A 24,464-nucleotide genomic window follows, 5' to 3' on the forward strand; every position below is an offset into this window, starting at 1 on the left:
CCATGCCGGCATCGGTTCATGCTTCCCTCGTCTTGATAGCAGCAGTTCCATACTTCCTCCAGCTATGCCACGACCTGTCCCAGGGTTTAGTCTGCGCAACTCTTCCCTTTGCAGTTGCCCCGTCATGCATCGATTCGATCTGAAAATTCGCCTGTATAACGGTGCCGATATTGCCATTGGCCCGGGCAAGGCCGATTTGCTCGAGGCCATCCGCCAGCAGGGCTCGATCAGTGCAGCTGCGCGCACGCTAGGGATGTCCTACCGGCGCGCCTGGTTGCTGGTGGAAACCATGAATCGCAGTTTTCGCCAGCCGCTGGTCACTACCCTGGCAGGCGGCAAGCATGGCGGCGGCACGCAGCTGACGGCGGTTGGCGAGCAGGTGCTGCAGCAGTATCGGCTGCTTGGCGCCCAGGCATTGGCGGCCGTGCAGCCTGGGCTGGATGAACTGATTGGTCTGTTGGCCGAACCGGCTTCCGAGGAGCCATAGGCGCAGCGAGCGAATTCGCTGGACGGATTTTCGCTGTATATGGAAGGATATAGCGCAATTCAATCATCTGCCGAGCACCCGCGATGACGCGCACGCGAAACCACCTACGCAATCTGCTCGCCTGTCTAGTTGCCGCCTGGCTTGTTCCGGCATGCGCGCTGGGGGAGAGCACCACAGTCGCCGCTGCCGCCAATATGCAATTCGCCTTGGAAGAAATCGCCGCGGGCTTTGCGGGCGAGACCGGTGACACGGTAAAGCTGGTGTTCGGCTCGTCCGGCAACTTCTATCGGCAGATCAGCGAAGGGGCGCCATTCGAGTTGTTTCTTTCCGCCGATGAACAATACGTGGAGCAACTGGTAGCCGCGGGCAGAACGCTCGATGCGGGGGCGCTCTATGCCGTGGGCCGTATCGTGCTGATGGCGCCCAAGGGTTCGCCGCTGACGGTCGACAGCGAGCTCAAGGGCCTGAAAGCGGCGCTGGCGGCGGGGCGCATCAACAAGTTCGCCATCGCCAGCCCAGAGCACGCGCCCTACGGTCGTCTGGCTGAGCAGGCGCTGCGCCACGCTGGCGTGTGGGAGCAACTGCAGGGCAAGCTGGTGCTGGGCGAGAACATCGCACAGGCGGCGCAGTTCGCCACGTCCGGCAATGCCCAGGGCGGCATCATCGCCCACTCGCTGGCGCTGGCGCCGAATGTGGACAAGCGCGGCCAATGGGCGCTGATCCCGGCCAGCTGGCATCAGCCGCTGCAGCAGCGCATGGTTCTGCTCAAGGGCGCCAATTCGACCAGCCAGGCGTTCTACCAATACCTGCAACAGCCGGCCGCGCGCAGTGTTCTGCAGCGCCACGGTTTTGCCTTGCCCGACGCGCGCTGAGGAATCGCTATGGATTGGCCCGCGCTGCTGCTGTCGCTTGAACTGGCCCTGTGCACGATGCTGATTCTGCTACCGGTGGGTATCGGGGTAGGGCGCACCCTGGCCTGGCGCCAGTTTCGCGGCAAGAGCCTGGTCGAGGCGTTACTGGCGCTGCCGCTGGTGCTGCCACCGACGGTGCTGGGCTTCTATCTGCTGGTGGCGATGGGTGCCGACTCGCCAATCGGCCGGGCGTATCACGCGCTGTTTGGCGCGCAGCTGACCTTCTCGTTCGTCGGCTTGCTGGTGGCGTCGGTGCTGTTCAATCTGCCGTTCGCGATCCAGCCCATGCAGCGCGCCTTCGAAGCGATTCCGCGGGATGTACGCGAGGCGGCGCGCTGCTGCGGTCTGTCGCCTTGGCAGGTGCTGCAGCGGATCGAACTACCGCTGGCGTGGCCGGGCATCGTTTCCGCGCTGGTGCTGACGTTCGCCCATACCCTGGGCGAGTTCGGCGTGGTGCTGATGGTGGGCGGCAGCATCCCTGGGGAAACCCGCACCATTGCCATCGCCATCTACGACCGGGTGCAGGCGTTCGATGATCAGGCGGCGGGGGTAATGTCGGCAGTCCTGCTGCTGATTTCGCTGTGTGCGATCGGCCTGTCGTATTTCGCCACGTCGCGCCTGGCCAGCAGGCATCGCCATGGCTGAGGGTCTGCAACTGGTGGTGAGGCAAAGCGGGCCGATCCCGCTGGATGCGCACATCAGCTGCGCGCCCGGCGAGGTGCTGGCGCTGGTCGGGCCGTCGGGGAGCGGCAAGTCGACGCTGCTGCGCAGCATTGCCGGGCTGTATCAGCCCGCTGAAGGGCACATTGGCTGCGATGGCGAGGTCTGGTTCGACAGCCAGCGCCGCCTGGCCATGCCGACTCGGCATCGGCGGGTCGGCATGGTGTTCCAGCATTTCGCGCTGTTTCCTCACCTCAGTGCCCAGGGCAATATCGCCGAAGCCTTGCTCGACTACCCGCCTGCGCAGCGCAACGAGCGGGCGTCGTCCTGGTTGCAGCGTGTGCATCTGCCGGGTTTGGGCGAGCGTCTGCCGCATCAGCTGTCTGGCGGCCAGCAGCAGCGTGTCGCCCTGGCCAGAGCGCTGGCCCGCGAGCCCAAGGTGTTGCTGCTGGATGAACCCTTTTCGGCGGTGGACCGAGCCACCCGCGAGGCCTTGTACGGCGAGCTGGCGGAGTTGCGCGAGGAGCTGCGCATGCCGGTGATCCTGGTCACCCATGACCTTGACGAAGCGACCCTGTTGGCTGATCGCATCTGCGTGGTGTCTGCGGGGCGAACGCTGCAGGTCGACTCACCGGACCGCCTGATGCAGGCGCCGGCCAGCGCCGAGATCGCTCGTCTGCTGGGTATGCGCAACCTGTTCAGCGGAACGGTGGCGGGGCATGGGGGCGATCACAGCCTGCTGCACTGGGCCGGTCATGTGTTGAAAGCGCGTGCGCAGCCGGATTTGCCGGTGGGTCAGCCGGTGAGCTGGGCGATGCCCACTTCCGGGGTGTTGCTGGTGCCGCTGAACGAGCGCCCCGGCACGCCGCTGGACAATCGGGTGACAGTGCGCATCGAACGCCTGCTTTCGCTCGGCGAGCTTTATCGGCTGACGCTCGTCACTGGCGATCAGCGACTGACCATGAATGTGCCACGCCATGTAGCGCAGCGTTACGGGTTGGCAGCGGGGCAGGTGATCGAGGTACGGCTGCGCGGTGAGACCATTCATATGATGCCGGCCCCCTGACGCTGAGGTCCGAGCCAGCAACTAGCGCAGTGCGGTTTCGGCCAGCGTCAGGGTGCGCGGGATGCGCGCGGCGTCCCAATGCTGCGCGGCCCAGCGCAGCAGTTCCGCCGGTTCGCCGTAACGGGCCTGATCAGGCAACGCCTGACCCAGGGCGTTCAAGGCGCGGATCAGCAGCGGCGTGGCCTGGTCGGCCGGCAGGGGCGGCGAGCGGTAGGATTTGCCGAGCTTGTGCCCATCCGGCTGAATGATCAGAGGGACATGCAGGTAGCGCGGCTGCGGCAGGCCGAGCAGTTCCTGCAGGTACAGCTGCCGTGGCGTAGAGTCGAGCAGATCGGCGCCGCGCACCACATCGGTAACGCCCTGCCAGGCGTCGTCGAGGACCACGGCGAGCTGATAGGCATAGAAGCCATCGCGGCGCTGAATCACGAAATCGCCAACGTCGCGGCCCAGGTGCTGGCCGTACTCGCCCTGCACGCGGTCGGTGAAGCGGTAGTGCAACTGCGGAACCCGCACCCGGATGGCCGCGTTCTCCCTGGCATGGCCGGCGTTGCGGCAGCTGCCAGGGTAGATTCCGTTGCAGCCTTCGAGTTGTTTGCGCGAGCAGGTGCAGGCGTAGGCGAGCCCCTGGCTGAACAAACGCTCGACCAGCGCCGCGTATTCGCCATGCCGCTGGCTCTGCCGCGTGAGCTCGCCATCCCAGTACAGCCCGTAGCTTTCCAGGGTGGCGAGAATCGCATCCTGCGCACCTGCGACTTCCCGTGGCGGGTCGAGGTCTTCCATGCGCAGCAGCCAGCGTCCGCCCACCGCACGCGCGTCCAGGTAGGACGCCAGCGCAGCGACCAGCGAGCCGAAGTGCAGGTAACCGCTAGGGGTGGGGGCGAAGCGACCGATATAGGTGGGCGTGTTCATGGGGCGAACTAAGGCCAGGGGACAGAAACAACAAGGGGTGCCGAAGCACCCCTTGGGTCAGATCAGGAACCGATCTGCTTTTCCTTGATCTCCGCCAGCGTCTTGCAATCGATGCACAAGGTCGCGGTGGGGCGGGCTTCCAGTCGGCGGATGCCGATCTCGACGCCGCAGGAGTCGCACCAGCCATAATCGTTGTCTTCGATCAGCTGCAGGGTCTCGTCGATCTTCTTGATCAGCTTGCGCTCGCGATCACGGGCACGCAGTTCCAGGCTGAATTCTTCTTCCTGGCTGGCGCGGTCCGCTGGATCGGGGAAGTTGGCCGCTTCGTCCTGCATGTGGTGCACAGTACGGTCGACTTCCTGCATCAACTCCAGTTTCCATTTGTTAAGGATGCCGGTGAAGTGGGCGCGCATCGGCTCACCCATATACTCCTCACCCTTGGTTTCTTTATAGGGTTCGAAGCCACGAGTCAGCTGGCTGCTTTTGGTAACTTTTGCTTTTGCTTTGGTGGGCATGGATGACCGCCTCTCACTCTCTCTAATCCTGCGCAGGACGGTGTCCCTTGCCGATCCTACGTCGAGTAGAACTGGCCCTGCGGCTGCAAGCGGGCGAACTTACCAGAACAACTCAAGCTGCGCCACTCCCGGTTGTCGAGGTTGCTGCCGTTTGGCCGAGCGGTTGGTTAGAATCCGCCCTTTATTTCTTGCAAGGCAGGTCCATGGCCCAGTCCTACAGTGCGCGCAGCCGCGCCATCGAACCCTTTCACGTGATGGCGCTGCTGGCACGTGCCAACCAATTGCAGGCGGCTGGCTTTGATGTGATCCATCTGGAAATCGGCGAGCCGGATTTCACCACCGCTGCGCCCATCGTGGCAGCCGGTCAAGCCGCGCTGGCCGATGGGCATACGCGCTACACCGCCGCCCGTGGATTGCCGGCATTGCGTGAAGCGATCGCCGGCTTCTACGCGCAACGCTACGGGGTGAGCATAGACCCTGAGCGGATACTGGTAACCCCCGGCGGGTCGGGCGCCTTGTTGTTGGCGGCCAGCTTGCTGGTCGACCCGGGCAAGCACTGGCTGCTGGCAGACCCGGGTTACCCGTGCAACCGGCACTTCCTGCGCCTGGTCGAAGGTGCGGCGCAACTCGTACCGGTCGGGCCGGAAGTACGCTACCAACTCACTGCGGATCTGGTCGCGCGGTATTGGGATCAGGACAGTGTCGGTGCGCTGGTTGCTTCGCCCGCCAATCCGACCGGAACCCTGCTCGCGCGCGAGGAACTGGCCGAGCTGTCGCAGGCGCTGAAAGCCCGCGGTGGCCACTTGGTGGTCGACGAGATCTATCACGGGCTGACCTATGGCGTGGACGCTGCCAGCGTACTGGAGGTGGATGACGACGCCTTTGTTCTCAACAGCTTCTCCAAATACTTCGGCATGACCGGCTGGCGGTTGGGCTGGCTGGTGGCGCCGCAGGCAGCGGTCGCGGACCTCGAAAAGCTGGCGCAGAACCTCTACATCAGTGCGCCGAGCATGGCCCAGCACGCAGCGCTTGCCTGCTTCCAGCCGCAGACCCTGGAAATCCTTGAGCAGCGCCGCCACGAATTCGCCCGGCGCCGTGATTTCCTGCTGCCAGCGTTGCGCGAACTGGGTTTCAAGATTGCAGTGGAGCCGCAGGGAGCCTTCTATCTATATGCGGATATCAGTGCGTTTGGCGGCGATGCCTTTGCCTTCTGCCAGCACTTTCTGGAAACCGAACACGTGGCTTTTACGCCGGGGCTGGATTTCGGCCGGCACCTGGCCAGTCAGCATGTGCGCTTCGCCTACACCCAGGATCTGCCGCGCCTGCAACAGGCAGTCGATCGCATCCAGCGTGGCCTGAAGAGCTGGCGGCCCGATGCGCTTTGAACCCGCGCTGGAACAGGGGCGGCTGCTGCGGCGCTACAAGCGCTTTCTCGCCGATATCCAAACCGCCAGCGGCGAGCTGCTGACCATCCACTGCCCCAACACCGGCTCGATGCTCAACTGCATGAGCGAGGGCGCGCGGGTCTGGTTCAGCCGCTCCAGCGACCCCAAGCGCAAGCTGCCGGGCACCTGGGAAATCGGCGAAACGCCCCATGGCCGGCTTGCCGTAATCAATACCGCGCGGGCCAACAGCCTGGTCGAAGAAGCGCTACGGGCCGGTGTGATCAGCGAGCTGGCCGGCTTTACGGCGCTGAAACGGGAGGTGCCCTATGGTCAGGAGCGCAGCCGGGTGGACTTCTGCCTGGAATATCCAAGCGGAACTGCATTCGTTGAAGTGAAAAGCGTGACCCTGGGCTTTGCCGACAGCCATGTCGCCGCCTTTCCCGATGCCCGCACCGACCGCGGCGCCAAACATTTGCGCGAGCTTTCCGCGCTAGCCCGCGCCGGCGTCCGCGCGGTGCAGCTTTACTGCGTCAACCTGACGGACGTCGATGCGGTACGTCCTGCCGAAGAAATCGATCCGGCCTATGCCGCCGCGCTGCGCGACGCGGTCGAGGCGGGGGTCGAGGTGCTGGTGTATGGCGCCGAGATCAGCCCGCAGGGGATTCAACTGGTGCGTCGGCTCGCGGTGCATTTGTAAGCCAATCCAGAGACCGAAGCCGCTGTAGGGTGGATGACGCTTCATCCATCCACCAAATCGCGACGGTGGATGAAAAAAGCGTCAGCAACGCGCCTCGATCCAGCCTACATAGCTCTGGTAACCCGGGTGCATTCCCCCTGCGCGACAGCGAATGGGGTGGCGAGGGCTATCGGGAATGGCTGGCTGCATATTCCCGGAATTCATCCTGGCTACGAAGCGAGTTCGACCCAGATCCCCTCGCTGTTTTCCATGCAGCTCAACGCTTCGAGCGATTGCCCGGCGCAGGGGCCGGCGACGCATTCCCCGCTGTCGATCAGAAACAGCGCGCCATGGGTCGAACACTGGATCAGGCTGGCGCTGGCGTCGAGAAACTGGTCCGGCAGCCATTCGAGGGAGATGCCGCGGTGCGGGCAGCGGTTGCGGTACACGTATACTTGGCCGTCCTTGCGCACGGCGAACAGCTTTTCGTCGCCCATGACGAAGCCGCGGCTCTGGCCTTCGGCCAATTCATCCGGTGCACATAAACGCTTCATCGTTACCTCCACGGCAGGCGCGCATTATCCCGGACTGGCTTGGCTTGCCAAGCCCCGTGCATATACGGCGATTGCCGAGCGCGACGCTGGATTGACTGGCGGCCTGGCCGGTTGGCTCTTATCCTGCCAGCCAACTTGCTCAGCGAAACTCCTGCCACGCCATGAATCCCGTTATCGCCCCGCGCTCACTGTTTCTCGCCCTGAGCGTGCTGCTCGCGCTTGCGCTCTGGCTGTCCTTGGCCCTCGGTCCGGTCAGCCTGCCGCTGGCCGACACGCTAAAGGCGGCGTTGCGCTTGTTCGGGCTGCCCGTGGGCGCTGACGATGTGCAGCAGGCAGAACTGATACTCGGGCAGATTCGTCTGCCGCGCACCCTGCTGGGGCTTGCGGTGGGTGTGGTGCTGGCCCTGTGCGGCGTGGCAATGCAGGGCCTGTTTCGCAACCCGCTCGCCGATCCCGGTCTGGTCGGCGTGTCCAGCGGTGCGGCGCTTGGCGCTGCCGTGGCGATCGTCGGCGGCGCCGCGTTGGGCGGACTGCCCGAGGCTGTGGCGCCTTATCTGCTGTCGCTGTGTGCGTTTATCGGCGGCCTTGGGGTGACCGCGCTGGTTTATCGCCTGGGCCGCAGACAGGGGGAAACCAGTGTCGCGACCATGCTGCTGGCCGGCATCGCCCTGACCGCGCTGGCGGGCGCCGCGATTGGCCTGTTCAGCTATCTGGCCGATGACACGACGCTGCGCACGCTGACCTTCTGGAACCTGGGTAGCCTCAACGGTGCCAGTTACGCGCGCCTCTGGCCGCTGCTGCTGGTGACGGTGGCGGTTGCGCTCTGGCTGCCGCGCCGAGCCAGGGCGCTGAATGCGCTGCTGCTTGGCGAGTCGGAGGCTCGTCATCTCGGGTTTGCGGTCGAACGCATCAAGCGCGAACTGGTGTTCTGCACGGCCCTGGGAGTGGGCGCCGCGGTCGCTGCCGCAGGGATGATCGGTTTTATCGGCCTGGTGGTGCCGCACCTGATGCGCCTGCTGGTCGGGCCGGATCACCGCGTGCTGTTGCCAGCGTCGGCGCTGGCCGGCGCCAGTCTGCTGTTGTTCGCCGATCTGCTTGCACGATTGCTGCTGGCACCCGCCGAGCTGCCAATTGGCATTGTCACCGCGCTGATCGGCGCGCCATTCTTCCTCTATCTGCTGCTGCGGGGGCGCGCCTGATGCTGCGAGCGCAACAACTGGCGGTCAAACGTGGCCCTTGCACCGTGTTGGCCGATGTCGACCTGGTGTTGAATGCCGGCGAGGTTCTCGGCGTGCTGGGGCCGAATGGCGCGGGTAAGAGCACCTTGCTCGGCGCGTTGTGCGGCGAGCTGACACCGGCTCACGGGCTGGTGTATTTCCAGCAGCGCCGCCTGGCTGACTGGCCGGGGACGGCGCGGGCACGACAGCTGGCGGTGCTGCCGCAGAGTTCGACGCTGAATTTCGCCTTTCGTGTCGAAGAGGTCGTGGCATTGGGGCGGTTGCCGCATGCCAGCGGCCAGCAATGCGATGCGCTCATCGTGCAGGACGCGCTGACAGCGGCGGACGCTCGACACCTGGCTGGCCGCAATTACCTGGCGCTGTCTGGCGGCGAACGCCAGCGAGTGCACCTGGCACGCGTATTGGCGCAGCTCTGGCCAGGCGCCGAGGGTCAGGTTCTGTTGCTGGACGAGCCGACCTCAATGCTCGATCCCTTGCATCAGCACACCACCTTGCAGGCCATCCGCAAGTTTGCCGAGGGCGGCGTCGCGGTGCTGGTAATCCTGCATGACCTGAACCTGGCCGCCCGTTACTGCGACCGCCTGCTGCTGCTTGATCAGGGCCGCCCGCAGGCGCTGGGCAGCCCGGAAGAGGTGTTGCGTCGCGAACTGTTGCGCCAGGTATTTGGTCTGGACGTGCTGGTACAGCGCCATCCCGAGCGCGACCACCCATTGATCATCGCGCGCTGAGGTCGTCATGCGTATTGCTTCGTTGCTTGTGCTGCTGGTTCTCGCGGGTTGTCAGACTGCGTTGCCGCCGCTGCCCGAGTGGCAAAGTCCGGAAGGGCTGGAACATCCGGACCTGGGCCTGATCGTCGATTTGCGCAGCGGCAGGCACTTGACGGCGCAGCAACTTCTCGAATCCCTCGCGGTCGCGCCACGCGTGCTGATCGGCGAGCGGCATGACAACCCCGACCACCACGCCCTGCAACTCTGGCTGTTAGAGGCGCTGGCGGTGCAGAGGGAGCAGGGCAGCCTACTCCTGGAAATGCTGACGCCCGATCAGCAGATCAAGGTGGATGAGGTGCGTCGGCAGATCGCTGCCGGCCAGCAGATCGACGACCTGCCACAAGCCCTGGCATGGCAAACAGGTTGGGATTGGGCACTGTACGGTCCCATCGTCAGCCATGCACTGCATCAGCCTTATCCGTTGCTGGCCGCCAATCTGGAGCGCGCGGAAGTGGTGCAGATATACAAGCACCCGTCAGCGGCGAGCAGCAGTGTCGCAACGGCGTACGTCCGTGACACCTTGCTGGAGCAGATCCGTCTGGCCCATTGCGACCTGCTGCCGGAGAACCAGCTGCCGGCGATGCTCGCCGTGCAGCTGCAGCGCGATCGACGCATGGCCGAAGCCGTGCTCGCGGCGCCAGAGCCCAGCCTGCTGCTTGCGGGCGCCTACCATGTGCGTCGCGACCTTGGGGTACCTCTGCACCTGCATGATCCTGACGCTCGAGCAACGAACCGGGTGCTGATATTCGCGGAGGTCGGTCAGCCAGTCAGTGCCAGCCAGGCCGATTATGTGTGGTACACAGCTGCCGTCGCGGCGCAGGACCACTGCGCGAAACTGCGACCTTAGCCCCGTCGCAGGCGGCTGCTCAGCGTATTCTCGACGTTTTAATCGAGGACATGTGCATGCTTGCCGCTGCCCAGGAACTGGTAAACCGCTACTTCAACGCACTAAACGAGCGCGACAGCCGCGCCTGTCTTGCCCTGCTCAGTGACGATGTGATCCTTGACGTCAATCAGGGCGGGCGCGAACAGGGGCGTGCCGCTTTTGCCGCCTACCTCGAGCGTAGCCAGCGCAGTTATCGGGAAATGGCAGAAGACTTGGTGATCATGGCGGAGCAGAAGGGACGACATGCCGCGTGCGAGTACACCTTGGCCGGTGAATACCTGCTTACCGAAGACGGACTGCCTGAGGCCTGTGGCCAGCCTTATCGGCTCAGCGCCGGCGCCTTCTTTGAGATACGCGATGGCTTGATCTGCCGCGTCAGCCAGCACTTCAACCTGCCCGAGTGGCTGGCTCAGGTCGACGACTACTAAACCATCAGGCAAAAAAAGACCCGGCAAGAGCCGGGTCAATAACCGTGATTAGCCTGATGAGGAGATAACCTGAAGAGTCCGACCTAGGGCTCTTGAGCTTATCGACTGATCTCGCGACCAGTTGTTGCTAATAATAACGATTATCATTTGTAAGTCAACAGTTGCACCTAAACTTTTTTCAAAGCCCAATCTAGGCGCTAGAGACAGTGAACCCGGCGCATGGCCGGGTTCGCTTTGACCATCCTGATGGTTAGAGGGTTTCTGCTGGCAAACGCAGTTGCGTGACTTCCTTGTTCAACAAGTCGATGCGCCGCGCCATGCTTTCGATCAGGCTGTGCGCAATACGCGGATTGCTTTGCATCAGGCTCAGGAACTGCTCTTTGGGAATGACCATCACAGTGCAAGGCTCGCTGGCCAGAACGGTTGCACTGCGTTTTTCCCGGGTGAACACCGCCATGGCGCCGAAGATTTCGTCTTTCTGCACGTCGCCAACCTTGTGCCCATCGACGTAGGCCTCGGCGTGGCCTTCGATGATGATGAACACGTTATCAGCGGGATCGCCCTGGTGGATCAGTTCTTCACCGGCGGCAAAGTGCTGGAACCCGGTAGAAGGGCGGATTTCCGGCTGTTTGAGGCGCGCCAGGGCGTCGGACAACAGTGCCGTATGGCCGATCAGGTATTGGATGAACAGTTCCTGGCGGTGCTCGTCGCCGTAGATGTGTTTGAACACTTCGCTGCGGGCGTAGGGGATCAGGCTTAGTGGCTCTTCGCTGCTGAGACGGCAGCTGGGCATTTCGATGCCTTGACGTAGTCCGACCAGATCGCCTTCTTGCAGGTAGAACAACGGGCGTTCATCGACCAGCGCATGCAGCAAACCATTCTCAATAATGAACAGCTGATTGCCGGGCAGTACCGCCGCCAGATCGTCTACGCGCTCAAGTTGCAGCGGTGAGCCATTGGGAGCCAGGCCATCGAGCAACTGAGTGGGGATGCTTTGCAGTCGGTTGATCAGCTGATCGGCGTAGGCCGGTTGCTCCCCGAGTAGATACATGAGCGTAATTCCTTGAACTGGCTTGGCTGGCTGAGGCGCACGAACGTCCTCTAGAGAATAGGGTGCGTTAGGCCATTGGTAAATCGTTGTGCATGGAGGTTGTGAGCTAGCTCTTGTTGCGTGACAGGCTGGCGTCGAGCTGGCCGTTCAGTTCGGCCTTATGTGCGGGTGGCAGTTCATTCCAGTGCACATCCAACAGCGCGCCCTCTATCGCGTAAAGCAGGACCTTGGAAGCCCTGAAACCGCGGGCGCGCACCGCACTGTAGGCGCTCACCGCGCCAAGCCGGCGCAAGTCGCTGGCGTTATGGATGCCCACGGCATGCAGCCACTGCGCCGAGGTCTTCCCCAAGTTCTTCAAATGTTGCAGTTCGTCGTTCATCAAACCTCCTTGCGTGGTTGATGCAGCGAAACAACAGGATTTGGCTTGCCTGCCAGGAAGTGTAGCGGCCAGTGAACGAAGCGTGGCTTTTTGATATCGCCCCATGCCTCCCGCAACGCCGGCGCCAGGTCTGCAACCGGATCGCGCCCATGCAGGTTTTCCCAACGCTGCACGGCGGACCAGGTGCGCAGATAGCCAAGCAGATGAGCGAAGGTCCACTGAGCCTCGATAGCCATTTGCGGCACCTCGATACGCGGGAATGGGGTGCTTATGTCCCGGTAACCCGCTTCGATGCTGCTGCGCCCTTCTGGCCAGCAACCAGCCAGGGTGCTGGAATAAAACCGGGTGATAAGTTGGTCGACCTGCGGATCAACCTGCATCAGGCCGTAGCACCAGGCGCAGAACAGCCCGTCAGGCCTTAGTAGCCGGGCGACTTCGCGAAAAAAGGCCGGCGTGGCGAACCAGTGCAGTGCCTGCGCCACCACGATCAGATCCAGGCTGTTATCGCCCAGGGGCTGCGCCTCTGCATTCGCGGCGAATAGCATCACCGCCGGGGCCTCGGCGGCGCGCAGTTGCTCGAAACTCGAGTCGCATGCCAGGACCTGGGTGAAGTGCTTGCTCAGGGGCAGGCTGGCCTGCCCGTTGCCACAGGCGATATCCAGGGCGCAGCCGGTAGCCGGACTCTGGTCTGCCAGCCAGGCGAACAGCTGCTCGGGGTAATGTGGCCTGAACTGGGCGTAGCCGTCCGCGCGGACGCCGAACAACTGGCTGACGTCATGCATGGATTATTTGGTGCGATAACGCAGGCGGGTGCCGAAATTGACCGACATGAGGATTTCGTCTGCCGTCAGCTCCACCGGGAAGTAGGCACCGGAAATTTGCGCATGGGCCAGGCTGGCGCCGTCGAGTTTGGCATCGCGCAGGTCCAGGCCGCGTAGGTCGGTGCCTCGGAAGTAGGCATCGGTGAAATTAATGTGCAGCGCATTCAGATTGCGAAGATCGATGCCGCGAAAGTCGCCGCTGCTTAGGTCGATTTCGCCTTCCTGCGGCCTTTGCTTATTGAAGCCGGCGATGTCTTCATTGCGCAGCAGGCGATACAGCGGATTGTCGAGTTGACGGGGCTGGCTCATGGCGGGATTCCAACGGGGATTTCCAGCCAGTATAGAAGCCACGGCGCGCTCTGCTTGCCGTGGCGCGCGCCAGGTTACAAGCCAGGCAAACGTTGCCGGATGCGCGCAATCAAGCTGTCGAGGCTGGCGCTCTCGTGGGTATTCACCCGCTTGCTGTGCAGCTGCTCCTCATCGGTAAGTGCTTCGCGACTGGCATGTTGGGCCTGGATCACCTCCATGGTCGCGTCTGAAGGGTCGAGGCCAGCGGCCTTGCGCTGCTCCAGCCAGATCGCGATGACGTCGTCGGGTGCGGTGCAATCGAGGATCAGGAAGGGTGCACCGTTTTCCTCGGCAACCTGCCAGGCGGCCTGACGCTGGGCGTGCTTGAGATAAGTGGCGTCGATCACCACGGGAAACCCCGCATGCAGTGCGGTATTGGCCAACTGATGGAGGCGTTGATAGGTCGCGGCGCTGGCGTCCTGGCTATAAATCCCGCTGCTCAGCTGAGCCCTGTCGCCCGCTTGCTCGCCGAACAGGCGCTTGCGTTCGACATCCGAGCGCAGGCGAATGGCACCTAGCGCCTCGATCAGGCGCATGGCCACATGGCTTTTGCCAACCGCGGAAACCCCGTGCGTCAGCGCCAGAAAGCGCGAGGGTATGGCGCTGTAACTCTCTGCGAGAGCGGCATAGCTGCGGTATTGGCGAAGAATAACGGCGCGCTGCACCGCATCCTGTTCCTGCCCCAGACGGAACAGCGCGACCTTACCGCGAACCATTGCGCGATAGGCTTTGTAGAAATTCAGCAATTCCAGGGCGGCGTAGTCGCCAGTATGTTCCAGCCAGCTGCTGATGAATCTGCGAGCGAACGGCTTGAGGCCGCGGTCTTCCAGGTCCATGGCGAGGAAGGCAGCATCGGATGCCACGTCAATGAGGCGGAATGGCTCGTTGAATTCGATGCAGTCGAACAGCACCACCTCGTCATCCAGCAACGTGACGTTACCCAAGTGGATATCGCCGTGGCACTCGCGAATGAACCCGTTCGCCTTGCGCTGAGCCAGCAGTGGCTGCAGACGCTCGAAGCTGCTTTGCGCCCACGCCTCGAGTGCGTCCAGCTGCAGCAGATCAGTCTTATCCGAGAGCATCGGGCGGATCTGCTCGAAGTTCTGGGTCACGGGCGCCATGATCGCTTCAGGCGTTCCTAGCGCGTGTTCTTGGGCAACCTGCGGCGCGCTCAGGTGAAAGTGGGCGATCTGCCGAGCCAATGCGTCGATGTGGGCTTCGCTCAGCTCGCCACGGGCTTGCAGCTCGCCGAGCAATTGTCCGGCGGGGAACTGGCGCATCTTCAGTGCATACTCGATCGCCGGGCCATCGCCCGCGAGCTGCGGTGCGTCGCTGCTGCCGGTAATGGGCAGTACTTCAAGGTACAAATCCTTGGTCAGGCGCTGGTTGAGCCGCAGTTCTTCCTGGCAGAAATGCGCGCGCGCCGTCAGTTCGGAGAAGTCGAGAAAACCAAAATTGACTGGTTTTTTGATCTTGTAAGCGAAAGGGCCGGTCAGTATCACCCAGGAAATATGCGTCTCGATGACCTGGAAATCCTCGACCGGGTGAGGGTAGATGGCGGGGTTCTGCAGGGCGGCGATCAGGGCTTGGCTCACGGGCGATCCTTGGCTTCTAGTCGAATTCAGAGGCCGGCATTATGGCTGCTGAGCTCCAGTCTGCAAACCGCCAGGCTGTGTCTGCTTGTGCCGGGCAAAGTGCGTATAATGCCGCGCCATGACTCGTTCCCGATCCTCCCGTCCCCGTTCCAAATCCCGCTCGCGGGGCATGCGCCCCTGGCTCAGCTGGGCCCTTAAACTCAGTCTCGTCGGTCTGGTGGTGCTTGCCGTATTCGCGGTGTACCTCGATGCTGTCGTGCAGGAGAAGTTCTCCGGCAAGCGCTGGACCGTACCCGCTAAGGTCTATGCGCGACCGTTAGAGCTGTTCGTTGGGCAAAAGCTCTCCAAGACCGACTTTCTTAAAGAGCTGGATGCCCTTGGTTATCGTCGCGAAGCCGCAGTTGGTGGTCCTGGCGCGGTATCGGTTGCGGCCAATAATTTGGAGTTGCATACGCGCGGCTTCCAGTTTTATGAGAGCACCGAACCTGCGCAGCGCGTTCGCGTGCGCTTCTCCGGTGATTATGTTGCAGGCCTGAAACAGGCCAATGGCGGTGATCTGGCCGTCGCCAGGCTGGAACCGATGCTGATTGGCGGGTTGTACCCGGCCCACCAGGAGGACCGCCTGCTGATCAAGCTGGACCAGGTGCCGCCGTATCTGGTGGAAACCCTGGTCGCGATCGAGGACCGCGAGTTCTTCAATCACTTTGGTGTGTCGCCCAAGGGCATCGCCCGCGCCGTGTGGATCAATGCCACTGCAGGCCAGTTGCGCCAGGGCGGCAGTACGCTGACCCAGCAGTTGGTGAAGAATTTCTACCTGACCAACGAGCGCACCCTGGCCCGCAAGGCAACCGAAGCCATGATGGCGGTGCTGCTGGAGCTGCATTACGAGAAGAAGGACATTCTTGAGGCCTATCTCAATGAGGTGTTTCTTGGCCAGGACGGCCAGCGCGCAGTGCATGGTTTCGGTCTGGCCAGTCAATATTTCTTCAGTCAGCCGCTGTCCGAGTTGAAGCTCGATCAGGTTGCGCTGCTGGTCGGGATGGTCAAGGGGCCGACGTATTACAACCCGCGACGTAACCCTGAGCGTGCCCTCGAACGACGCAATCTGGTTCTCGATGTGCTCGCCGAGCAAGGTGTGGTTACCCGTGAGCAGGCCGATGCCGCCAAGCAGAAACCGCTTGGCGTCACCCAGCGCGGCAGCCTTGCCGACAGTTCGTTTCCGGCATTCCTTGACTTGGTCAAGCGTCAGCTGCGCGAGGACTACCGGGAGCAGGATCTGACCGAGGAAGGGCTGCGCATCTTCACCAGCTTCGATCCCATTCTGCAGCTCAAGGCGGAAGCCGCGCTGGCTGAGTCGTTGCAGCGCCTGGCTGGACGCAAGGGGGTGGAAATGGTCGAGGCCGGTATGGTCGTGACCAATCCGGAAACCGGCGAAGTGCAAGCACTGATCGGCAGTCGCCAGCCGCGCTTCGCCGGCTTCAACCGGGCGCTGGATGCAGTCCGGCCAATCGGCTCGTTGATCAAGCCAGCTGTTTATCTGGCCGCGTTGGAACGCCCAAGCCAGTACACCCTGACCAGCCTGCTGGAAGACGAGGCCGTCTCGATCAAAGGGCAGGATGGGCAGCTCTGGCGCCCACAGAATTACGATCGCAAGACCCATGGCACGATCAAGCTGTACCAGGGCCTGGTGAATTCTTACAACCTGTCCACGATCAAGCTGGGCATGGAGCTTGGCGTTCCGACAGTGCTCAAGACCCTCGACCGCCTCGGTGTCGAGCAGAAGTGGCCGGCCTATCCGTCGATGTTGCTTGGTGCTGGCGCCCTGAGCCCGCTGGAAGTGGCCGACATGTACCAGACCCTCGCCAATGGCGGCTTCAATACGCCGCTGCGCGGAATCCGTAGCGTGTTGACGGCCGAGGGCGAGCCGCTCAAGCGCTATCCGTTTCAGATTCAGCAGCGCTTCGATGCGGGTGCAATCTACCTGCTGCAAAATGCCATGCAGCGCACCATGCGCGAAGGCACGGGGCGCTCGGTCTATAGCCGCCTGCCAGGCTCGCTGAAGCTGGCGGGCAAAACCGGCACCAGTAACGACTCACGCGACAGCTGGTTCGCCGGGTTCAGCCAGGATCTGCTGGCGGTGGTGTGGCTGGGTCGCGATGACAACGGCCCGACGCCATTGACTGGCGCCACCGGCGCTTTGCAGGTCTGGACCGAGTTTATGTACAAGGCCGATCCGCTGCCGCTGGATATGCCGCAGCCAGATAATATCGTTCAGGCGTGGATTGACCCGGTAACGGCTCAAGGCTCTGATCCGAGCTGCCCCGGTGCGGTGCAGATGCCGTATATTCGCGGCAGCGAACCGCTGGCCGGCCCGGCATGCGGGCTGCAGGCGCCGGTCGACTCGGTGATGGACTGGGTGCGCGGCTGGATAGACTAATTTAAGAGGACGTATCGTGATCAAGTGGTTTCTTCCTGTTTTGACCGCTTCGGCCGTGCTCAGTGGCTGTAGCACCGTACCCCGTGGTTCCATCCCGGTTGTTGACGGCGGTTCGTCGATCTACCAGCAATCGGAGGAGGGTGCAGGTGGATACAGCACCGAGCCGACGCAGCCACAAAGCCTTCCCGAGGACTCCGGGGTTGTGGTGATGGTGCCGCAGGGTGCCGGCAGCTCGGCGCCGATTGAGACGTTCCCCGCGCCAAGCGGCACCAGTGGTGTCATGACCAGCAGCGAGCCGATCAACCCAGGTGTGTACAACTCGCCAGCGCCGACTGCCCCCACGGGTATTCCCAGTGGCGGCGGTTTAGCTGCCGATGAGCAATTGGACGGACCGGTTTTAGCGCTGTTAAGCAGCGCTCAACAGCAGCAGGGCGCTGGCGACTTGAACGGCGCCGCATCTAGCCTGGAGCGTGCTCAGCGCATCGCTCCGCGTGAGCCGCAAGTGCTTTATCGGTTGGCCGAAGTGCGTTTGGCTCAGGGCGATGCTGCTCAGGCCGAGCAATTCGCTCGTCGTGGGTTGAGCTATGCCAATGGCCGTCCAGCTTTGCAAGCCAGTTTGTGGAACCTGATTGCTCAGGCCCGCGAACGCCAAGGCGACGCAGCGGGCGCCGCACAGGCCCGCGAGCAGGCTCGGGTAAATCTCTGATGGATGCACGAGTGCCTGCGATTGCCGAACAGCTGCTGCTGATAGAGCGCGAACTCCGGCTACAGGGGTGGTGGCAACCGTCACCGCCGAGTGAGCAGGCGCTCGCGAGCCAGGAGCCGTTCTGCGTCGACAGCATGGCGTTTGATCAGTGGTTGCAGTGGATATTTCTTCCGCGCATGAAGCACATGCTGGAGAGCGGCGCTGCACTGCCGAGTGTATCTGGCATTCAGCCAATGGCGGAGCAGGTATTCGGCGCACAGGCCCGTGAGCTTGTGCGATTGCTGGGCGACTTCGATCAGTTGATCAGTGCGCCCAAGAATGCCTAAGCAGCTTTAAAGCTGCTCGGCTCGTTACTGGCAGTTTTCAGCGATGGTGGCTTTGGTATCGGCGATCCGCTGCTGACGCTCTTCCTCGTTGAGTCTGCGCAGTTCGCCTTCGACTTCCACGCGCAGACGCGGGTTGTTTTCCAGCTGGGCCAGGTTGGTCCGGATCCCTTCGCAATACTTTTTGCGCTCAGCATCCTGGGCTGCTACTTCCCGCTTGACCTTCTCGTCTATAGCAGCCTGGTCAGGGTCGGCGATGCTGTCGAAGGTCGGCGCGCTGCTTGGTGCCTGCTCGGTTTTCGGAGGCGGAGCTGCGGTATTGATGCTGGTCGCTTGCTGGCCTTGTGGGGGCTGCGCTCCAAAGTGGGTGACACCCTGCGCGTCGACCCATTTATAAACCTGGCTGGCCATGGCGGGTGCGCTCAGGGCAAGCAGCAAACTGCTGGTGAGGATAATACGGCGCATGCTGTTTCCTTTTCTTAAGCTGCCAAATTATGAGCTGCAAATCCCGCCAGTTACTATAACCAAAACCGCAGATTCGTCACCCATCGTGCAGCTGGCACAGAAGATTGCAGAATCCATCACGGATTGCTTGACTTGGCGGTCTCGAATCCCAACAATTCCACGCTCGCTGTAGTGGAGTCCGCCGCAAGCAGGCTTTAGCTCAGTAGACATGAGGCGCACACCCGCGCCGACCTGTTACACCCGCAACGCGTTACCTCGCGCTGGGTGGGAAGCCCCCGCAACACTTTGGGGATTTCCCAATACTTGCTCAGTAGTAGCTGACGTAGTCGGCGACCACCGTCGCTCATGCTCTGCTGACAGTAAACCTATCTTAGGCCGTCCTACCTGTGGGCGGCTTTCTGGCGTTTTAGAGGTGAACAACGTGGAGCTTTTATCCGGCGCTGAAATGGTCGTCCGCTTCCTGCGTGACGAAGGCGTTAAAAATATCTATGGGTACCCAGGTGGTGCTCTGCTGCACATCTACGATGCCCTGTTCAAAGAGCCGGAAGTGAATCACATCCTGGTTCGTCACGAGCAGGCGGCGACTCACATGGCTGACGGCTATGCCCGCGCCACCGGCAAGGCAGGTGTGGTGCTGGTGACCTCGGGGCCAGGCGCTACCAATGCCATCACTGGCATCGCTACCGCCTATATGGACTCGATCCCGATGGTGGTGCTATCTGGCCAGGTGCCGAGCAGTATGGTCGGCACCGATGCGTTCCAGGAAACCGACATGATCGGCATCTCCCGGCCCATCGTTAAGCACAGCTTCATGATCAAGCACGCTTCGGAAATCCCTGAAGTACTGAAGAAAGCCTTCTACCTGGCGCAGTCTGGTCGTCCAGGGCCGGTGGTTGTGGATATCCCGAAGGATATGACCAATCCAGCCGAGAAGTTCGAGTACGTTTACCCGAAGAAGGTCAAGCTGCGTTCTTACAGCCCGGCATTGCGTGGGCATTCGGGGCAGATTCGCAAAGCGGCTGAATTGCTCCTCAGTGCCAAGCGGCCAATGATTTATTCAGGCGGTGGCGTGATCATGGGTGGCGCTGCAGCGCCGCTGACCGAGCTGGCGCAGATGCTCAACTTGCCAGTGACCAACACGCTGATGGGCCTTGGCGGCTATCCAGGCACCGATCGCCAGTTCCTCGGCATGCTCGGCATGCACGGTAGCTACACCGCCAACCTGGCGATGCACCATGCCGATGTGATTCTCGCGGTTGGCGCGCGATTCGATGACCGGGTGATCAACGGTGCGAGCAAGTTCTGCCCCAATGCCAAGATCATCCATATCGATATCGACCCCGCCTCGATTTCCAAGACCATCAAGGCCGACATACCGATCGTCGGCCCGGTTGAGAGCGTTATGACCGAGATGGTTGCGACCCTCAAGGAAATCGGTGAAAGCCTTAATAAGGAAGCGCTGTCGAACTGGTGGAAGCAGATCGAGGAGTGGCGCGGCGGCCGTGCCATGTTCCCCTATGAGAAGGGCGACGGCAGCATCATCAAGCCGCAGACCGTGGTGGAAATACTCTCCGAAGTAACCCGCGGCGACGCCTTCGTCACCTCCGACGTGGGCCAGCACCAGATGTTTGCCGCGCAGTATTATCGCTTCAACAAGCCCAACCGTTGGATCAACTCGGGTGGCCTTGGCACCATGGGTTTCGGTTTGCCCGCTGCGATGGGGGTCAAGTTGAGTTTCCCGGATGATGACGTTGCCTGCGTGACCGGCGAAGGCAGCATCCAGATGAACATCCAGGAGCTGTCGACCTGCCTGCAGTACGATCTTCCGGTAAAGATCGTCAACTTGAACAACGGCGCGCTGGGCATGGTGCGTCAGTGGCAGGACATGAACTACGGTAGCCGTCATTCGCACTCCTATATGGAGTCGTTGCCGGACTTCGTCAAATTGGCCGAAGCCTATGGCCATGTCGGCATGCGTATTACCGACCTGAAGGATCTGAAACCGAAGATGGAAGAGGCATTTGCCCTGAAAGACCGTCTGGTGTTCCTCGATATTCAGGTCGATACCAGTGAGCACGTCTACCCGATGCAGATCAAAGACGGTGCGATGCGCGATATGTGGCTGAGCAAGACGGAGCGTACCTAATCATGCGACACATTATTTCCCTGCTGCTGGAAAACGAGCCCGGCGCATTGTCCCGCGTGGTTGGTCTGTTCTCGCAACGCAACTACAACATCGAAAGCCTAACCGTGGCGCCGACCGAGGACCCGACCCTGTCGCGTCTGACGCTGACCACTGTTGGGCATGACGAAGTCATCGAGCAGATCACCAAAAACCTCAACAAGCTGGTCGAGGTGGTCAAGCTGGTCGATCTGTCGGAAAGCGCTCATGTCGAGCGCGAGCTGATGCTGGTCAAGGTCAAGGCCACCGGCGCCCAACGCGCCGAGGTTAAGCGCACCACCGATATCTTCCGTGGGCAGATCGTCGATGTGAACACCAGCGTCTACACCATTCAGTTGGCTGGCACGAGCGACAAGCTGGACAGCTTTATTCAGGCGATAGGCACAGCCTCGATCCTGGAAACTGTACGTAGCGGAGTGACGGGCATTGCCCGTGGCGACAAAGTGCTAAGCATCTGATTGCGTTAGTGGTAAAACAAAAGCCCTCGGGAGAATTCTCCTGAGGGCTTTTTGCTTTTCGTGGGTGACTCGCTGCCCGCATCTAGCGTTGGCGATTCCAGAAGGCATTGATCAGCGGATCTTTAAGGCGCTTGCCTAGCGCAAATAGGCCAATGTCGTAGGCGGTTAACGGTGGCTGAATATCGTAGATGCGGATGCGTGCGGCCAGTGGACTATTGTCGAGTACGATTTGCGGAACCACGCCAATGCCAAAGCCCAGGCTCACCATGCTGACGATGGCTTCGTTACCGCTCACCTGTGCATAAATTCGCGGCTTGATGTTGTGGCTTTTCAGCCACAGGTCGGTTCGCGTGCGGGCGAGGCCTTCCTCCGAGAGGATCATCGGCACGTCCAGCCAGCTTTCGGCCCCGGGATGCTTCAGTTGTTCCTCGCTCAATAGCTGAGGTGACTGTGGGCCGATAAAACACAGCTCTGAGCGGGCTATAGGCTGAAATTCGATGCCGGCCGGCAAGCTGTCGGGACGGGCACCGATGGCAAGGTCTTCCAGTCCTTCCTGCACGCGCTCCACGGCTTTGGCTGCATCGCCTGTGTGCAGCTTCATTTCAATGCGCGGATAATCCTGGCGAAAGCTGCTCAAGATGTCATAGAGGAAGCTGTAGCTGGCCGTTACCGAGCAATACAGGGAAAGCTCGCCGTGCAGGACCAACTGGTCCTGCTTAAAGGTCTGGCGAATGGCTTGCCAGCCATTCATGACCTCGCTCGCATACTCGCGGAACTGCTGCCCCTCGCGGGTCAGGCGGACTGAGCGATTGTCACGCAGAAACAGCGGTGCAGCGAGTTCCTCCTCGAGTTGTTTGATGCTGCGGCTGAGCGCGGAAGGGCTGACGTGCTGCTCGCGGCTGGTTTTACCGAAGTGCAGGTTGTCGGCCAGAGAGAGAAAAAGCCTGAGCGCGTGACTGTCCATAGATGTTTCAATTATCGGCATGTTGTGTTGCAAATATATCATTTTACGCAACGGAACGGATCACTTAAGGTGTCTCCGTCGCGGTGCATGCACCCCATCCCTTTTCGATTTAAAAGAGCCAAGAACATGAAAGTTTATTACGACAAAGACTGTGACCTTTCCATCATCCAAGGCAAGAAAGTTGCCATCATCGGCTATGGCTCCCAAGGTCACGCTCAAGCATGCAACCTGAAAGATTCCGGCGTTGACGTGACGGTTGGCCTGCGCAAAGGCTCCGCCACCGTTGCCAAGGCTGAAGCCCACGGTCTGAAAGTGGCTGACGTTGCCACCGCTGTTGCCGGCGCTGACCTGGTCATGATCCTGACCCCGGATGAATTCCAATCCCAGCTGTACAAGAGCGAAATCGAACCGAACATCAAGAAGGGCGCCACCCTGGCGTTCTCCCACGGCTTCGCGATCCACTACAACCAGGTTGTACCGCGTGCAGACCTCGACGTGATCATGATCGCGCCGAAAGCACCAGGCCATACCGTGCGTACCGAGTTTGTCAAAGGTGGTGGTATTCCTGACCTGATCGCCGTTTACCAGGATGCCTCCGGCAATGCCAAGAACGTCGCCCTGTCCTACGCGTCGGGCGTTGGCGGCGGTCGTACCGGCATTATCGAAACCACCTTCAAGGATGAAACAGAAACTGATCTGTTCGGCGAGCAGGCTGTTCTCTGTGGCGGTTGCGTTGAGCTGGTCAAGGCCGGCTTCGAAACCCTGGTTGATGCAGGCTACGCGCCGGAAATGGCTTACTTCGAGTGCCTGCACGAACTGAAGCTGATCGTCGACCTCATGTACGAAGGCGGCATCGCCAACATGAATTACTCGATCTCCAACAACGCCGAGTACGGCGAATACGTGACCGGCCCTGAAGTGATCAACGCCGAATCCCGTGCAGCCATGCGCAATGCTCTGAAGCGCATCCAGGACGGCGAATACGCCAAGATGTTTATCCAGGAAGGCGCCACCAACTACGCGTCCATGACTGCCTACCGTCGCAATAACGCGGCGCATGGCATCGAAGTGGTCGGCGAGAAGCTGCGCTCCATGATGCCGTGGATCTCTGCCAACAAGATCGTCGACAAAGCCAAGAACTGATTTTTTTGGTTATGAAAGAACGCGGCCTGTGCCGCGTTTTTTCGTTTAAGCCAGGGCTTCTGGTATAAAGCTTTAGCGTTAAATCAGGGGGTGGCGAACGCTTGGCGGCTATCCCTGTCCACATCTTTCGAATCCGTTGCAAGGTGCAGTTCATGAACGAACGTCCAGAAGAGCCAAAATCGGGCCCAGACGCTGAAAGCTTGTTGCCTATCGATGAACACATCGAAGAAGGACATGATGCGGAGGGGCGTAAAGTTCGTCATCGCGGTATCTACCTGCTGCCCAACCTGTTTACCACTGCCAATTTGTTCGCTGGTTTTTACGCGATCATCAATGCCATGAACGGTAACTTCTATGTCGCCGCTGCGGCGGTATTCGTCGCCATGGTGCTTGATGGTCTGGATGGTCGAGTTGCGCGGCTGACCAATACCCAAAGCGCTTTCGGTGCTGAGTACGATTCGCTCTCCGATATGGTCGCCTTTGGTGTGGCGCCTGCTTTGCTGGCGTTCGAATGGGCGCTTGGCAGCATGGGCAAGGTGGGTTGGATGGTCGCCTTCATTTATGTAGCGGGGGCAGCGCTGCGTCTGGCGCGATTCAACACGCAAATTGGCAGCGCCGATAAACGTTACTTTATAGGCTTAGCCAGCCCAGCTGCGGCGGGCGTGGTAGCGGGTACCGTCTGGGCGTTCAGCGACTTCGGCATCAAAGGCTCCAACATGGCTTTTGTTGTCGCCGTGTTGGTGGCTGCTGCCGGTATGCTGATGGTCAGCAATATCAAGTACCACAGCTTCAAGGATCTTGATCTGAAGGGGCGTGTGCCATTCGTTGCGATCTTGGTTGTGGTCTTGGTGTTCGCGGTGGTATTCAGCGATCCTCCTCGGATTTTGCTGATCATCTTCTTGGCTTATGCGGCCTCTGGCCCTATCCAATACCTGTTGCAGCTGCGTCGCCGTAAAAGCGTCGAATAGCAGTCCCACCGCAATCGACAAAGCCGTTGAAGCGTCAGCTTCAACGGCTTTGTTGTTTCTGCAGGCGGCGCGCAGCAGTTGTGTGGTTGCGGCGCTCGATTTCGTGAGGATTGAAACAAAAGCATAACAATCGGTTGACCTT

27 protein-coding genes are annotated in these 24,464 nt (G+C 61.2%); 17 read left to right on the forward strand and 10 right to left on the reverse strand.

All coding sequences use genetic code 11. The features are described from left to right. Positions 1–124 precede the first annotated feature (124 nt). The 4 genes from ACX0MV_RS19720 (at position 125) to ACX0MV_RS19735 (ending at position 3,124) form a co-directional block, all read left to right on the forward strand. Entirely contained in the window at positions 125–487 is a 363-nt protein-coding gene (locus ACX0MV_RS19720) for a winged helix-turn-helix domain-containing protein (protein WP_458984193.1), read from the forward strand. A gap of 113 nt (positions 488–600) precedes the next feature. Then, positions 601–1,359 carry a molybdate ABC transporter substrate-binding protein gene (gene modA, locus ACX0MV_RS19725; protein WP_458984230.1) on the forward strand — a complete coding sequence of 253 codons (759 nt, stop codon included), beginning with the start codon at positions 601–603 and terminating at the stop codon, positions 1,357–1,359. A 9-nt stretch (positions 1,360–1,368) separates the two neighbouring features. Continuing rightward, a complete protein-coding gene (modB, locus tag ACX0MV_RS19730) occupies positions 1,369–2,043 on the forward strand; it encodes a molybdate ABC transporter permease subunit (RefSeq protein ID WP_458984194.1) in 675 nt (224 codons plus the stop codon). Continuing rightward, positions 2,036–3,124 (forward strand): ABC transporter ATP-binding protein, encoded by a 1,089-nt coding sequence (locus ACX0MV_RS19735; protein ID WP_458984195.1) that lies wholly within the window; start codon positions 2,036–2,038, stop codon positions 3,122–3,124. The genes modB and ACX0MV_RS19735 overlap by 8 nt, the downstream gene beginning before the upstream one ends. A gap of 21 nt (positions 3,125–3,145) precedes the next feature. Here the strand turns inward: ACX0MV_RS19735 and gluQRS are convergent, their stop codons facing one another. Continuing rightward, complete coding sequence (gluQRS, locus tag ACX0MV_RS19740; protein ID WP_458984196.1) at positions 3,146–4,033, reverse strand: tRNA glutamyl-Q(34) synthetase GluQRS; 888 nt, start codon at positions 4,031–4,033, stop codon at positions 3,146–3,148. 62 nt (positions 4,034–4,095) lie between these two features. Beyond that, positions 4,096–4,548, reverse strand: a complete 453-nt coding sequence (gene dksA, locus ACX0MV_RS19745) for an RNA polymerase-binding protein DksA (protein WP_458984197.1) — start codon at positions 4,546–4,548, stop codon at positions 4,096–4,098. Between the two features lie 203 nt (positions 4,549–4,751). Here dksA and ACX0MV_RS19750 point away from each other — a divergent pair, with 203 nt between their 5' ends. Beyond that, positions 4,752–5,933 carry a pyridoxal phosphate-dependent aminotransferase gene (locus ACX0MV_RS19750; protein ID WP_458984198.1) on the forward strand — a complete coding sequence of 394 codons (1,182 nt, stop codon included), beginning with the start codon at positions 4,752–4,754 and terminating at the stop codon, positions 5,931–5,933. Beyond that, positions 5,923–6,630, forward strand: coding sequence for a DNA/RNA nuclease SfsA (sfsA, locus tag ACX0MV_RS19755; RefSeq protein ID WP_458984199.1), 708 nt, complete (start codon positions 5,923–5,925; stop codon positions 6,628–6,630). The genes ACX0MV_RS19750 and sfsA overlap by 11 nt, the downstream gene beginning before the upstream one ends. A gap of 209 nt (positions 6,631–6,839) precedes the next feature. Here sfsA and ACX0MV_RS19760 read toward each other — a convergent pair whose 3' ends face one another. Next, positions 6,840–7,163 carry a Rieske (2Fe-2S) protein gene (locus ACX0MV_RS19760; RefSeq protein WP_458984200.1) on the reverse strand — a complete coding sequence of 108 codons (324 nt, stop codon included), beginning with the start codon at positions 7,161–7,163 and terminating at the stop codon, positions 6,840–6,842. A gap of 161 nt (positions 7,164–7,324) precedes the next feature. On the opposite strand from ACX0MV_RS19760, the gene ACX0MV_RS19765 reads away from it, so the two are divergent. Genes ACX0MV_RS19765 through ACX0MV_RS19780 form a run of 4 tightly spaced genes read left to right on the forward strand, consistent with a single transcriptional unit; the run spans position 7,325 to position 10,482 of the window. Beyond that, positions 7,325–8,362 (forward strand): FecCD family ABC transporter permease, encoded by a 1,038-nt coding sequence (locus ACX0MV_RS19765; protein WP_458984201.1) that lies wholly within the window; start codon positions 7,325–7,327, stop codon positions 8,360–8,362. Continuing rightward, on the forward strand, positions 8,362–9,129 hold the full coding sequence (locus tag ACX0MV_RS19770) for a heme ABC transporter ATP-binding protein (protein WP_458984202.1): 768 nt from the start codon (positions 8,362–8,364) through the stop codon (positions 9,127–9,129). Before ACX0MV_RS19765 ends, ACX0MV_RS19770 begins: the two co-directional genes overlap by 1 nt. 7 nt (positions 9,130–9,136) lie before the next feature. Beyond that, a complete protein-coding gene (locus tag ACX0MV_RS19775) occupies positions 9,137–10,015 on the forward strand; it encodes a ChaN family lipoprotein (protein WP_458984203.1) in 879 nt (292 codons plus the stop codon). 56 nt (positions 10,016–10,071) lie between these two features. Then, positions 10,072–10,482, forward strand: coding sequence for a ketosteroid isomerase-related protein (locus ACX0MV_RS19780; RefSeq protein WP_458984204.1), 411 nt, complete (start codon positions 10,072–10,074; stop codon positions 10,480–10,482). A 250-nt stretch (positions 10,483–10,732) separates the two neighbouring features. Here the strand turns inward: ACX0MV_RS19780 and ACX0MV_RS19785 are convergent, their stop codons facing one another. From ACX0MV_RS19785 to ACX0MV_RS19805, 5 genes are all read right to left on the reverse strand, one after another. Next, positions 10,733–11,533 (reverse strand): Crp/Fnr family transcriptional regulator, encoded by an 801-nt coding sequence (locus ACX0MV_RS19785; RefSeq protein WP_458984205.1) that lies wholly within the window; start codon positions 11,531–11,533, stop codon positions 10,733–10,735. Positions 11,534–11,639: 106 nt separating this feature from the next. Continuing rightward, entirely contained in the window at positions 11,640–11,912 is a 273-nt protein-coding gene (locus tag ACX0MV_RS19790; RefSeq protein ID WP_458984206.1) for a TfoX/Sxy family protein, read from the reverse strand. Then, positions 11,912–12,694, reverse strand: a complete 783-nt coding sequence (locus ACX0MV_RS19795) for a class I SAM-dependent methyltransferase (RefSeq protein WP_458984207.1) — start codon at positions 12,692–12,694, stop codon at positions 11,912–11,914. Before ACX0MV_RS19795 ends, ACX0MV_RS19790 begins: the two co-directional genes overlap by 1 nt. Before the next feature lie 3 nt (positions 12,695–12,697). Further along, positions 12,698–13,042 carry a pentapeptide repeat-containing protein gene (locus tag ACX0MV_RS19800; RefSeq protein ID WP_458984208.1) on the reverse strand — a complete coding sequence of 115 codons (345 nt, stop codon included), beginning with the start codon at positions 13,040–13,042 and terminating at the stop codon, positions 12,698–12,700. Positions 13,043–13,116: 74 nt separating this feature from the next. Next, entirely contained in the window at positions 13,117–14,676 is a 1,560-nt protein-coding gene (locus tag ACX0MV_RS19805) for a bifunctional aminoglycoside phosphotransferase/ATP-binding protein (protein WP_458984209.1), read from the reverse strand. Positions 14,677–14,794: 118 nt separating this feature from the next. On the opposite strand from ACX0MV_RS19805, the gene mrcB reads away from it, so the two are divergent. From mrcB to ACX0MV_RS19820, 3 genes are read left to right on the forward strand one after another with little or no spacing between them, the layout of a single operon-like run. Next, positions 14,795–17,113 carry a penicillin-binding protein 1B gene (gene mrcB, locus ACX0MV_RS19810; RefSeq protein ID WP_458984210.1) on the forward strand — a complete coding sequence of 773 codons (2,319 nt, stop codon included), beginning with the start codon at positions 14,795–14,797 and terminating at the stop codon, positions 17,111–17,113. 16 nt (positions 17,114–17,129) lie between these two features. Continuing rightward, positions 17,130–17,819 carry a tetratricopeptide repeat protein gene (locus tag ACX0MV_RS19815; RefSeq protein WP_458984211.1) on the forward strand — a complete coding sequence of 230 codons (690 nt, stop codon included), beginning with the start codon at positions 17,130–17,132 and terminating at the stop codon, positions 17,817–17,819. Beyond that, positions 17,819–18,145, forward strand: a complete 327-nt coding sequence (locus tag ACX0MV_RS19820; RefSeq protein ID WP_458984212.1) for a YqcC family protein — start codon at positions 17,819–17,821, stop codon at positions 18,143–18,145. Before ACX0MV_RS19815 ends, ACX0MV_RS19820 begins: the two co-directional genes overlap by 1 nt. Before the next feature lie 24 nt (positions 18,146–18,169). Here the strand turns inward: ACX0MV_RS19820 and ACX0MV_RS19825 are convergent, their stop codons facing one another. Beyond that, positions 18,170–18,607, reverse strand: a complete 438-nt coding sequence (locus ACX0MV_RS19825) for a DUF4124 domain-containing protein (RefSeq protein ID WP_458984213.1) — start codon at positions 18,605–18,607, stop codon at positions 18,170–18,172. Positions 18,608–19,028: 421 nt separating this feature from the next. Here ACX0MV_RS19825 and ACX0MV_RS19830 point away from each other — a divergent pair, with 421 nt between their 5' ends. Beyond that, positions 19,029–20,753, forward strand: coding sequence for an acetolactate synthase 3 large subunit (locus ACX0MV_RS19830; RefSeq protein WP_458984214.1), 1,725 nt, complete (start codon positions 19,029–19,031; stop codon positions 20,751–20,753). A 2-nt stretch (positions 20,754–20,755) separates the two neighbouring features. Further along, positions 20,756–21,247: an acetolactate synthase small subunit gene (gene ilvN / locus ACX0MV_RS19835; RefSeq protein WP_298116935.1), complete on the forward strand. Its 492-nt coding sequence runs from the start codon at positions 20,756–20,758 to the stop codon at positions 21,245–21,247. A gap of 82 nt (positions 21,248–21,329) precedes the next feature. On the opposite strand, the gene ilvY is transcribed toward ilvN, so the two are convergent. Next, positions 21,330–22,211: an HTH-type transcriptional activator IlvY gene (ilvY, locus tag ACX0MV_RS19840; RefSeq protein WP_458984215.1), complete on the reverse strand. Its 882-nt coding sequence runs from the start codon at positions 22,209–22,211 to the stop codon at positions 21,330–21,332. 126 nt (positions 22,212–22,337) lie between these two features. Between ilvY and ilvC the strand changes: the two genes are divergently transcribed. Together ilvC and pssA are read left to right on the forward strand one after the other, a co-directional pair. Further along, positions 22,338–23,354, forward strand: coding sequence for a ketol-acid reductoisomerase (ilvC, locus tag ACX0MV_RS19845; protein ID WP_458984216.1), 1,017 nt, complete (start codon positions 22,338–22,340; stop codon positions 23,352–23,354). A gap of 152 nt (positions 23,355–23,506) precedes the next feature. Continuing rightward, entirely contained in the window at positions 23,507–24,322 is an 816-nt protein-coding gene (gene pssA, locus ACX0MV_RS19850; RefSeq protein WP_458984217.1) for a CDP-diacylglycerol--serine O-phosphatidyltransferase, read from the forward strand. The last annotated feature ends 142 nt before the right edge of the window (positions 24,323–24,464 follow it).

The sequence above is a fragment of the Pseudomonas cistanchae genome (assembly GCF_054483635.1).